Genomic DNA, 11,362 nt, shown 5'->3' with positions numbered 1-11,362 from the left:
GCCCTCGGCCCCGAGCGTGCTGTCCGCGCTCCAGGCCAGGACTATCGAGCCTTTGGGATTGGCTTTCCCCTCCAGCGGCTTGACTGCCAGGCTGAACCCGGTGGGCCCGGCCAGACGGGCGCACAGGTAGGCGGCCTCGGCCTGGAAACGGCTGTCCGTGAAAATCGTGCAGGACTGGCCCAGGCTGAACTCAGCTCCGGTTTCGGTCAGTTCCTGCGGACGCGGGATGATCGACACTGAGGCGCTTTTCTGTTCCGCGGCAGTCAGGGCCATCGCAGAGAACAGCAGGCCTGAGGCGATCAAGGCTGGAAACAACATTCCTCTCCCCATTTCCACCTCGCAGTTGCGGGTTGAAAAAGATTCAAAACCGTCTTAAAAAAGGAAAAGCTGCAGGAATGAACCCGCAGCTTTCTATATGGTGGAGCAGATCGGAGTCGAACCGACGGCCTCATCCGTGCGAGGGATGCGCTCTCCCATCTGAGCTACTGCCCCAAGGGTTTTCACTCTCAACACCTTCCGCGTGCAATATATTAAGCTTTTCCGGCCGGATTGTAAAGGCTAAAGTGGCGGGTTGTCCCAGCCGCGAGGGGGAGAGTCGCCTCTGGGGACTGTAACCGTAAACCTTGCCCGGCTCCACGACACAATTATTTTAACAGATTGGACGCAACCTGAACCAATTACTTCAAAGATAAAACGCATGTCCGAAAACCGCGATGAATATTTTATGCGCCTGGCCCTGGAGCAGGCAGCCCGGGCCGGGGCCCAGGATGAGGTGCCGATAGGCGCGGTGCTGGTGCGCGACGGGCAGGTGATCGGCCGGGGCTACAACCTTACCCGCCGCCTTCAGGACGCCACCGCGCACGCCGAGGCGCTGGCCCTGCGCCAGGGGGCAGAATCTCTGGGCCACTGGTATTTCGACTCCTGCACCCTGTACGTGACCCTGGAGCCCTGCGTGATGTGCGCCGGGATGCTTGTCCTGGGGCGCGTGGGACGGCTGGTCTACGGCGCCCGGGAGCCCAAGTTCGGCTGCTGCGGGAGCCTGTTCGACCTGGTGCGCGACAGACGGTTCAACCACCGGGTGGAGGTGGTCGAGGGCCTGCTGGCAGAAGAATCCGAAAAGCTGCTCAAGAATTTTTTCCGCGAGCTTCGTCAAAACGGCCGGGGCCGGCAAGGCCCGCAGTAACGGAATCGCGTTCTGCCGACCGCAGAAAATGCAGGGACGGGCTTAAAACCCGACCCTACGACACCGCCAGGCGTCCAAGGCGGCTAAACTCGCTTGCGGCTGTCAGGCCGCCGCAGTTCAGCCTTTGGGGGCCGCACCTGTTTGAGCCTCCCGCCAGGGCAGCGTGCAGTCGAGTGTAAAGCGGCCAGGGTTGAAAGTGACGCACAGCCCGGCGGCGATTCGCGGCAGCGCCGCCGCTGCAACGCGGCAGCGAAGAAAATCCTCGGGCACACCATAGCCAGAAGCGGAGTCGTGGTACGGACGAGTTTGCGGCCCCCTATGGTTTCTGGTTCTCTTGGCCGTAACCAAGAGAACAAAAACTCATCTCGGGCACGGCACGCCGTGCCCCTACATTTATCCCTCTCAATTCCCCTGCGCGCGTGCGGTCCGCACCCGCTGCGCAATCCAGCTCCCGGCCAGCATCACCGCCCCGATCAGGAAAATGAGCCCCCCCACCCCCAGGTTCACCAGGCTGTCCCTCGCGCTCCCGCCGGTAGCGGCCAGGCACATGCCCATCACGCCCATAGTCAGGGTGATCCAGCCGGTGATCCGGTAGCTGCCCAGGTCGGTCTGACGGTACTCGCCCACCTCCTCCGGGGCTATCGGAGTGGAAAGCTTGGTGAAAAAGCGGTCCAACTGCTCGCGGTAGGACCCTTTGGGCCGCAGGAACAGTCCGGGCAGGAAATAGATCAGGGTGCTGATCCCGCCGATCACGAACACCTGCTGGGTGAATGTGGGCTTGGTCCCGAACTTGAGGTACAGGAGCCCCAGGGCCAGGCCGGTGCTGTAGGAGGCGATGGCCGCCCAGCGCGGGGAGCGGCGGTAGAACAGGCCGAACACCACCGGCACCCCGGCCGGCACCAGCACCACCCCGGAGAAGGCCATCATCAGCTCGAAAACCCCGTGGCTGGTGCGCGACTGCACCACTGCCGAGGCGATGATCAGCAGGCCGAACACCGCGGTCATCGCCCTTCCCAGCAGGAGCAGCTTGCGGCCGGAGGCTTTTTTCCAGAACACCTGACGGATCAGGTCCTCGGTGATCACCCCGGCGTAGGCGTTGAACACGGCGCTGAGCGAGCTCATGGTGGCGGCCAGCATGGCCGAGAGCATGATCCCCAGCGCCCCGTGCGGCAGGTACTTGAGGCAGAACCCGACATAGGCCGCCTCCTCGGGGGCGTTGAGGCCGATCGAAACCTGCGACAGGTCGAGGCCGGTCAGGCGCGCGGCGATGGGCGGGATAAAAAACAGCGCCGGCGAGAACGCGAACAAGACCATCGTGACCAGCGCGGTCTTGCGCGCCTCGCGCTCGTTGCGCACCGAGAAGTATCTCTGCGCCGGCGCGCCGCTGCCGAACGCGAAGAACATGATCACAGAGTAGGCCAGGATGTAGGCCCAACTGTAATCTCCGCTCTGAATATTCCACCAGCCCTCCGGGGCGCGGGTCACGAAGCCCTCGAGGCCCCCGACCTCGTGCACGCCGATCACCATCACCACCACCGCGCAGGCAAAAAGCACGATGAACTGCAGGGTGTCCGTGACCACCACGGCCCAGAGTCCGCCGATGAAGCAATAGATCGTGATTACCAGGCCGCTGACAATGATCGTGGCCGCCAGGTCTGTACCCATGGCCACTGAGATGAAAGTCCCCAGGGCCAGGAGCTGCACCCCGGCCTGCACGATACAGGCCGCCAGATGAGTCCAGGAGTAGAGCTGGTTGGTCGGCACGCCGTAGCGCTCGGAGAGGTAGGACATGATCGTCACCGCGCGGGTGCGGCGCCAGCGCCCGGCCAGGAACCAGGCGAACGCCACCACCACCAGGGCGTTGGTCAGGTACATGATCACCGCCACGCCGGGTGCGCGCCAGGCCAGACCCGCCGCACCGGTGAATGTCCAGACACTGAACATGCTCATGAACAGCGAGATGCCCGACAGCCACCAGGGCAGCTTGTTCCCGCTCTTGAAAAAATCGCTGTCGGTTTTGTTGTAATACGAGAGCAGTACACCCACCAGAAGCATCAGGGCCATGTAGACCGCGATGACCAACAGATCCAGACGCGAGGCCAGGGCCATTCTCCCTCCGTTGTGATTGACACTCTCAACGCTATATGCTTGCTCTGTCCGCTCTCATTTCCATTCCAGCAGCATCTCGGCCGGCTCGCCCAGATCCTCGCCGTCCTGAATGACCTGCGCGGTGATCACCGTGCGTCGTCGCCCGTCGGGCTTGGCTCCGGGTTTCACCGTGAACCGCACCCCGGCCTCGTCCTTGCCCGCCACCCGCAGCGGGGCAACCGACGGCTCCACGCTCCAGCCCGCGGGCGCCTCCAGCGACAGGCGCGCCTCGACCGCCTCAGTCCGGTGGTTTCGCAGTATGACCTGGGTCTCGAAAGCCTCACCCGGTGCGATGTCCAGGCTGTAGGGATAGAACCGCACCCGGTTGGGATCGAAGCCTTCGTTCGGGTCGGGCTGAGGCAGGACCGCGGCCACCAGTTCGCGGCGCGGGAGCATGGCCTCCATGTTCAGACGGTACATCTCCGCGTTGCCCGGCTTGGCTCCGGAATGGGCGCAGAGCAGCAGTTCGGGGTTGAAATCGATCAGGCGCTGCAGGGCCTTGAGGTAGCCCCGGCCCGGCTCCAGGAGGTAGTAATTGAGGAAAGTGCTGATCCCGTGCAGCTTCCGGCTGCGGTGGTAAAGGTTGTAGTCTCCCGCAGAGTAAACATCCGTGTCCCCGGTGAAAAACACCCGGCGGCCGTCGATAATCCCATACATTCCCTGGTGATAGAAAGTCTGGCCTGGAAAGTGCACCACCGTGAACTGGTAGCCTTTCCATGAGATTATCTCGCTGTCGTGCAGCACGCGGTCGGCCACGATCCGCTCAGGGGCCACGCAGCAGAGGTTGTAGCGCGAGGGGTTCTCCAGCAGGTCGGCCATGTTCTGGAAGACCCAGACTTTCGCCCCGTAGCGCCGCTGAAGGTCGGGGATGCCGCGGATGTGGTCCTCGTGGAAATGGCTCGGGATGACAAGATCAATACGCTTGACCCCCAGTTCAGCCAGCACGGGCAGGATCGAGTCGTAGTACTCGGGCTCTTTTATTTCCGGGATGGCGTAGTAGTCGTAGAACATCGCGCTGGAGTCCGGAGCGACCAGCAGGAACGAGGTGGGACGGACATGGTAGAGGTGCTCGCTGACCCGGGTCCAGCGCCTTGGAGGTTCGCTATGGGTGCGGCTGGCCCTTTCCTCAAGCTCGGGCGCGGGGTCGAGGTCGTACAGGCGCGCGAGGTTCTCCCGCAGCGCGGCCGCCGCTGCGGTTGGTTCATCCATCCGCACGCCGTGCGAGGGCAAAAGGCTCTGAGCGCCCGAGTCTATCACTTTTTGTAAGCCCGCCAGGTCCTTGGTCACACCCTCGAACCCGCCGTCCCAGTAGCGATGGTCGAAACTGTAGAGGTTCCAGAGCTTTCCGGGGGAGTAGATCATGTCGCCAGTGAAAGCCAGGCCGTGACCGTCGAGCCGGACCAGCCAGCTCCCCGAGCCCACCGTGTGGCCGGGAGTGGCGAGGCAGCGGAAAGTAAGACCCTGCCAGAGGAGGCTGTCCCGGTCAGCCAGGGCCAGATCGACCGGGATATTTATCCTGGGCTGGTAGGTGTCGGGCTGGAACTGGTAGCGAATGAAAAGGCCGAAACTGTCCCAGTAGCTCTCAATGTCCCGGAAAAAGCGGGCCTCGGCCTCCGGAACCGCCACTTTCGCCCCGCGCGCGGCCAGCTCTGCGGTGGCCCCGCACTGGTCGCGGTGGCTGTGGGTCTGGAGCACCCAGTCGACTTGTTTAATCCCCAGGGAGTCCAGGCAGCCCAAGACCGCGCCCTCGCCGCTGTCGATTATGAGCGCCCGCTCGCCACGCTTCACGATATAGACATTGCAGGCCTCGTGCAGGCACCAGAGCGACTCGGAAAGACGTTCGAGCCGCCCGACCGAAAGCGTGCCCGCTGCCGCAAATGAGCGTTCCGAGGTGGGCAACAAGGCCAGAAGAGACAGCAAAAGACCAGCCATCAGACGCATGAATCACCTCCAGTATTACATCAGGACTAAACCGTATCGCATTAAATTATTTCAATTTGCCCTTGCTCTTTTTCAGCGTCTCGGCGATCAGGCGCGCCGCCTCGGCCTTGACCTGTTCGTAGCGCTCCGGCTCGCGTGAGAACACCTCGGCCGAGATCACCATGTCGCGGCACAGACGGTCGGCATCCGCTTTTCTTCCCAGGGAGTCGAGAAGGAACAGGTATTCCACGTCCTGCATCCCCTTGTGCAGCATCTCGAAACGCACCGAGCTGACCGGGCCGGCCACATCCGGCTGCCTGCAGTAGGAGCGTATCTCCTCGCCCGGGTAGAGCAGCGAGCCCTCGCCGGCCAGGGGCGAGTTGCACTCCGAGCGTTTCCAGGTCACCGGGTCGCGCCAGGGACTCACCACCTCGGGCCAGTAGTTCACCGCCCAGTAGAGCATGCCCTGCATGCCGTAGCGGCGGGTGATCCAGGCCACGGCCCGCGAGTCGGCGGCGGTCATGTCGATGAAATAGTTGGCCATCGGGTAGAGCTGGTCGCAGGAGATGTACCAGCTCGCGTGCTGGCCCCGGCCGATCAGGCGGGCTATCTCCTCCCGGTTACTCTCCAGGTTGGAGCCGTGCACCACCCAGTCCGTAGCCACAGAGGAAAGCGGCGGCCAGTCAGGCTCCTGGGGCAGTGGCTGCTCTGTCACCTGGTAGCCCGCACCCGGGGCGGCCTCGTGCACAATCTGGCCCCAGCGGATCAGATCCTCGTAGGCCGCGCGCGAATTGGGCTCGTCGATCGGCCCGAAAAAGGTGAGCTTGTCCAGCCAGCCGTTGGCCTTGTAATGCTCGTAGATTCCGCCCACCCAGTCTTTCACCTTGCGCTCGGCCGCGGGCGAGAGGCCCTCTTCTCCCCCGTTATCGTCGTCGTCATCCAGACCCCGCGGACGGGCCGGGAAAGTCACCCGGCTGTAGGCCGGGTGGTTCAGGTAGTGCTTTTCCAGCGCCGGGTCGGGCCATTCCAGGCTCAGGCCGTCCTCCTTATCCGTGGTCTTGGGCTGCAGGAGCGGGTTGAACCAGGGCTGGATTCCCCGGTCGAGCATGAAATCGAAATACTGCGCCAGAACGTCATCCAGGCTGCGTCCCTGCAGGCGTCGCTCGGTATAATAGCGTCCCAGCCAGCCCTTGCTGCAGTTGAACAGGGCGAACAGGTGGCCGGATGCGGGAAGGTCGAACGGATGGACAGTCAGGCGCAGGGGAAGATGGGCGAGCAGGCTGTCCGAGCAGACAATGTCGAGCGCGCCCTCGTACACCCCGGCTGGCTGCCCGCGGGGGATGTCCAGCTCGAGCCAGAATGTCTGGTCCTTGCGGCTCTGCCAGCGGTCAGGGAATATGTCCAGCGGCTCGGCCAGCGGGGCGAGCGGGTCCTGGAACCAGCCGACAGCGCCCTCCTTGCCGCTGGGGGCGTAGACCCGCACCAGGGCGGCCAGGAACGGCTTGAGCGCCGCGGCGGGCAACACCGACTGGCCGGATTTCAGCTCGCCCCACTTGAAGCACACTTGGCGAAGGGTGTCGCGCTCCACCGCGGCCACGACCTGAAAGCGAAGGCGCTCGCCCCCGGCCCCGGCCAGCTTGATTACATTCTCGCGCGCGGACCAGAGAAAATCGCTGGTGGGGATTTTCTCATCCAGCATGCGGACACGGTTCTCCGCCGGGACCACATACACGGAGCGGGCGGCGGAAAGAGAGGCGGCAGCGCAGAGCGTCAGGAGAGCCAGGACAGACAGGGTGCTTTTCATGCGCTCACTCCGGGAGAGTATTGACTGGCAGGCACGCGCGCATGGGGAATGCGCGGGATTCAAATGCAAGCGGATGCGGGGCTCAATATTGCGTGGGGCCGGGGCGATGGCAAGGCTTTCGTTCGGGGAGGAAACGAAGCTTCACTCCCCACCTGTCCGAACTGAAAATCAATTCGACAGATTTTGTTTCTGCGACAGGGTTTCAAAATCTTCTTCTTTCGTTTTCGGCGAAAGAAGCAAAGCCAGCGGGGGCCGCGAACTCGTCCCCGCTACGACTCTGTTTCAAGCTTGAGTGTTTACGGTGCAGTGATTCCACTGCTTCGGTTTAGCGGCGGCGCTGCCGCGAATCGCCGCCGAGCAGTGGAACGCTTTCTACCCGGTCCGTTTCACGTTCAATTCCACGCTGCCCGTGGTGCAGGCTCGAACATGCGCGGCCCTCTGAGACAACTGCGGCGGCCAACGGGTTTCACCTCGGATATTAGGTATGCGCGTTCGCTTGAAATAAGAAGATGCGGAGTTGTGCCTTTTCCCGCCCGCGGTCCGCAGGGCCGCCGGGGGCCGTATGTTTGAGCCTGCGCAGTGGAGCGAAGTAGCGGCCCCGTGCACACCGAAAACATTCGTAGCGTCATGGCCGAGCGGGCAATCAGCACCAGCGTCGCCCCTCAACGAGGGCAGCGTGTGAAATCCGCGTGCACACCGCTGGTCACAAAGCAGCCAACGCCGGGGCGAGTTTACGGCCCCCAAATGGCTTCTGGTTCTCTTGGCCGAAACCAAGAGAACGTAAATGCCTATCGGGCACGGCATGCCGTGCCCCTACACGAGCCAAGGCACCTCTGGCAACGCTCTGTACCTTCAAGCGATAAGCCTGGATCAAACAAAAAGGCCGTCTGCTCGACGGCCTTTCTCTATATGGTGCCCCCGGGCAGAATCGAACTGCCGCACATGGTTCCGGAGACCAATGCTCTATCCACTGAGCTACGGGGGCAATTGTCGTCATCTATTCAACGTTGCAGGCCGTGAATTTAGCACCGGCCGCCGCACGGCGCAAGGTTCATGCTTTCCGGGCGTCCGTATCAGCCGAATCCTCCTCGATCAGCCGCACCAGCGTGTCCACCAGCTCGCTCTCTTTCACCTTGGCCACGATCTCGCCCCGGCGGAACACCAGCCCCGATCCTCTCCCGCCCGCGATCCCGAAATCGGCCTGGCGCGCCTCGCCCGGGCCGTTGACCACGCAGCCCATCACCGCCACGGTGAGCGGCTTGTCCACCGCGGCCAGACGGCGCTCCACCTCCTCGGCCATCCCGATCAGGTCGATTTCGGTCCGTCCGCAGGTGGGGCAGCTAACTATCTCCACTCCCCGCTTGCGCAGCCCCAGGGCGGTCAGGATACGCCAGGCCACGCCGATCTCCTCCACCGGGTCGGCGGTGAGGCTCACCCGCAGCGTGTCCCCGATCCCCTCGGCCAGAAGGATACCCAGGCCGGCCGCGCTCAGGACCGCCCCGCGCAAACGGGTGCCGGCCTCGGTCACTCCCAGGTGCACCGGGTAATCCCGCTGCGCGGCGAAAATGCGGTTGGCGCGCACCGTGGTGGGCACATCCGAGGCTTTGAGCGAGACCACGATATCGCAGAACCCGCAGTCCTCCAGAAGGCTGCAATGGCCCAGAGCGCTTTCGGCCAGGGCCGCGGCCGTGGGGCCGCCGTGAATCTCCAGCAGCGATTTCTCCAGTGAGCCGGCGTTGACCCCGATCCGGATCGGCACCTTGCGTGCGGAGGCCTCGCGGGCCACCGCGCGCACCCGCTCGGCTGACCCGATATTGCCGGGGTTCAGCCGCAGCTTGGCCACCCCGGCCTCCAGAGCGGCCAGGGCCAGACGGTGGTCAAAGTGGATGTCCGCGGCCACGGGCAGAGGCGAGGCTTTCACTATCTCCCCCAGGGCCGCCGCCGCGCCGCTGTCGGGCACTGCCAGACGGACCAGCTCGCAGCCCGCCCGCTGCAGGGCCTCGATCTGGGCCAGGGTCGCGGCCACGTCCCGGGTGTCGGTGTTGGTCATCGACTGCACCAGCACCGGGTGCGCCGAGCCGATCCGGAGCGGTCCGACCTTGACACTGCGTGTCTGACGGCGCGGGCTGAGCGGAGAGGAGTCTTTCACCTGAACGCCTTTCACGTTGAAAATCACCTTGAAATATCTCTCCGACAAGACACAACAGCCTGTCGAGTCGGACGATGTACTTACAATTCTCAAATTCAATCAGTTGTAGGGGCGGGTTTTAAACCCGCCCCTACGGGGGCTGGACATTACACGGCTTGACGGCTATATTTTAGCACTTTTTAGTTTATCGCTTTACTCGCAATTGGTTGAACGCCTTATTTCACCTCGCGTCTCAAGCTCCGGCGCCCTGCCCCACGCCCTTGCCCAGCTCGGAGCTGACCCGGCTCAACGCCCGGGTCCGGCCCATCCGCGGCAGGACAATGTTGACCAGCCAGGGCTCGTCTGTCACTCCGGCAGCCTGGTCGAGCACCCGCTCCAACTCACCCACCGTGCCGGCCACGAACCCCTGCCCGCCGTAAACCGCGGCCAGGTTTTCAAAGCTGTACAGCGGTATGTAATTGTAACGCCCAGGGGCCGCTCCCTCAAGGGTGGCGTACCCCTGGTTGTTCAGCACAAAGATCACCGGGTTGAATTTCATCTCGCTCAGCTTCGCCAGCACCGACTCCTGGCCCATCACCATCGCACCGTCACCCACGATTACGAACGGCCGCAGGCTGCGCTCGGCCGCCTTGGCCCCCAGGGCCGCGGCCACGGACCAGCCCATGCTGCCGTAGACCCCCGGCGCCAGGAACCGGGTGAACGAGGTGTCGAGCTTGCCCGCGCCGAAAAGGCAGTCGCCGATGTCGGAGACGACAATCGTGTCCGTGGTGATCCGCCGGTTGAGCAGGTTGAAAAACAGGTCCGAGTCCAGGGGGGTGTCCTCTGCGGGTTTCACGAACTCGGGCGCGGACTGCGGCGCGACAAACTCGTGCCTGGCAAGCCCGGACCGGGCCAGGCCGGCCACGAACTCGTAGAGCGGGACTCCCGAGTACATGGCGCAGTCGACTTTTAGCCCGTTGCGCCGGGCGTTGATCAGGTGTGCGCTCTCGGACAGGTGCACGGTGCCGATCCCGAAATTGAAATCCGAGAAATTGACCCCCAGCATGATCACGCAGTCGCTTGTCTCGACATAACATCGCACGGAGTCGTCCTCGTACTTGTTGGAGGCGGTCTGCGCCCCGACATAGACCCCCAGGTGCATTGTTTCGTTCTCATCGATCGCGCTCTTGCCGAATAAAGTGGTGCAGATCGGTATCCCGCAGCGGTCGGCGATCTCGAGCACCTTGTCTTGCAGGCCGTGGCGCTGGACCTCGGTGTCGACCCAGAACACGGGCCTGTGGCTGGAGTCGATCAACCGCACCGCCTCGGCCAGGCCATCGCTCAACGAGCGCGAGTCGGTCTTGGGTGGCTCGTAGCGGTAGCGGTCGGAGGCGTTGTCCTCGGGCAACTCGGCCCCCCACATGTTGCGCGGCACCTCCAGATAGCCCGGCAGCTTATTGGCCACGATGAAATCGATCAGGCGGTGGATGCGGCTCTTGGCCGTGTAGATGTCATCGATGCGCTCGGCCATGCCGGTCACCTGGTCGAATACCCTGAGCTGGTCATCCGCGTCCTTAACCACGTGGTGGATGCGATAGTGGAGCAAGTCGGCGCCGCGAAGATACTCCTGGCGCGAGGGCGCGCCGCTGATGAACAGCACCGGGCTTTCCTCGACATAAGCCTGGGCCGCACTGTTGACCACCTTGAACCCGCCCGCCCCGTAAGTCACCAGGACCGCGCCCAGCCCCTTTACCCGGGCGTAGGCATCCGCGGCGAACCCGGCCTGCGGCTCGTCGTTCATCCGCACGGCCTGGATCAGTTCGCCCTCGTCCAGGTATTTGAAGAACTCGATCACGAAATCGGCCGGCACGCCGAAAATATGTTCCACTCCATGCTTTCTGAGTACGACGGCGAGGTATTCCTTGACTGTCATGGGGTATCTCCTCTTGTGGGACCGGCCCGGAGAGCCGGGCAGGCAAGGCTACTTCAATATTCTATCAAAACGGTTCGAGAGCAACTTGAAATCTTTCAGACAGTGAAACACGCCTGCGTTCCTTGGTGGACGACATTTCCGAGAACGCAAATAACCGGACACGGGCAGGTATACCCCGTGCCATCCTCACGCAGGGGATTCCTCCGCGTTCAGCAAGTCGTCCGCCTCTGTACGACTATATACTAA

The 11,362-nt window shown here is 63.3% G+C and carries 7 protein-coding genes and 2 tRNA genes; 1 reads left to right on the top strand and 8 read right to left on the bottom strand.

The window, feature by feature from the left end; genetic code table 11:
* Both LLH00_15910 and LLH00_15905 read right to left on the bottom strand, forming a co-directional pair.
* Window positions 1-318, bottom strand: a 318-nt coding sequence (locus tag LLH00_15910) for a glycoside hydrolase family 20 zincin-like fold domain-containing protein (protein MCE5272765.1), incomplete at its 3' end; no start/stop codon positions are given.
* A gap of 98 nt (window positions 319-416) precedes the next feature.
* Window positions 417-492 (bottom strand) — tRNA-Ala (locus LLH00_15905).
* A 205-nt stretch (window positions 493-697) separates the two neighbouring features.
* Here LLH00_15905 and tadA point away from each other — a divergent pair.
* Complete coding sequence (gene tadA / locus LLH00_15900; protein MCE5272764.1) at window positions 698-1,183, top strand: tRNA adenosine(34) deaminase TadA; 486 nt, start codon at window positions 698-700, stop codon at window positions 1,181-1,183.
* Between the two features lie 402 nt (window positions 1,184-1,585).
* Here tadA and LLH00_15895 read toward each other — a convergent pair whose 3' ends face one another.
* From LLH00_15895 to LLH00_15870, 6 genes are all read right to left on the bottom strand, one after another.
* Window positions 1,586-3,292, bottom strand: a complete 1,707-nt coding sequence (locus LLH00_15895) for a sodium/solute symporter (GenBank protein MCE5272763.1) — start codon at window positions 3,290-3,292, stop codon at window positions 1,586-1,588.
* A gap of 54 nt (window positions 3,293-3,346) precedes the next feature.
* Window positions 3,347-5,272: an MBL fold metallo-hydrolase gene (locus LLH00_15890; protein ID MCE5272762.1), complete on the bottom strand. Its 1,926-nt coding sequence runs from the start codon at window positions 5,270-5,272 to the stop codon at window positions 3,347-3,349.
* Between the two features lie 46 nt (window positions 5,273-5,318).
* Window positions 5,319-7,055 carry a DUF4091 domain-containing protein gene (locus LLH00_15885; protein ID MCE5272761.1) on the bottom strand — a complete coding sequence of 579 codons (1,737 nt, stop codon included), beginning with the start codon at window positions 7,053-7,055 and terminating at the stop codon, window positions 5,319-5,321.
* A 910-nt stretch (window positions 7,056-7,965) separates the two neighbouring features.
* A tRNA-Arg gene (locus tag LLH00_15880) sits at window positions 7,966-8,040 on the bottom strand.
* 66 nt (window positions 8,041-8,106) lie between these two features.
* Window positions 8,107-9,204 carry a flavodoxin-dependent (E)-4-hydroxy-3-methylbut-2-enyl-diphosphate synthase gene (ispG, locus tag LLH00_15875; GenBank protein MCE5272760.1) on the bottom strand — a complete coding sequence of 366 codons (1,098 nt, stop codon included), beginning with the start codon at window positions 9,202-9,204 and terminating at the stop codon, window positions 8,107-8,109.
* 232 nt (window positions 9,205-9,436) lie between these two features.
* On the bottom strand, window positions 9,437-11,116 hold the full coding sequence (locus LLH00_15870; GenBank protein MCE5272759.1) for a thiamine pyrophosphate-dependent enzyme: 1,680 nt from the start codon (window positions 11,114-11,116) through the stop codon (window positions 9,437-9,439).
* Between the last annotated feature and the right edge of the window lie 246 nt (window positions 11,117-11,362).

It is taken from the genome of bacterium (genome assembly GCA_021372515.1).
Classification (GTDB): domain Bacteria; phylum Gemmatimonadota; class Glassbacteria; order GWA2-58-10; family GWA2-58-10; genus JAJFUG01.
Note: the sequence above shows the minus strand (reverse complement) of the source record. Positions and strands in the feature narration are given on the sequence as shown.

Excerpts from the sequence above, each read along its gene's own strand:
- LLH00_15890 (MCE5272762.1), bottom strand. The coding sequence starts at position 5,272 with ATGCGTCTGATGGCTGGTCTTTTGCTGTCTCTTCTGGCCTTGTTGCCC.
- LLH00_15885 (MCE5272761.1), bottom strand. The coding sequence starts at position 7,055 with ATGAAAAGCACCCTGTCTGTCCTGGCTCTCCTGACGCTCTGCGCTGCC.
- tadA (MCE5272764.1), top strand. The coding sequence starts at position 698 with ATGTCCGAAAACCGCGATGAATATTTTATGCGCCTGGCCCTGGAGCAG.
- LLH00_15870 (MCE5272759.1), bottom strand. The coding sequence starts at position 11,116 with ATGACAGTCAAGGAATACCTCGCCGTCGTACTCAGAAAGCATGGAGTG.
- LLH00_15895 (MCE5272763.1), bottom strand. The coding sequence starts at position 3,292 with ATGGCCCTGGCCTCGCGTCTGGATCTGTTGGTCATCGCGGTCTACATG.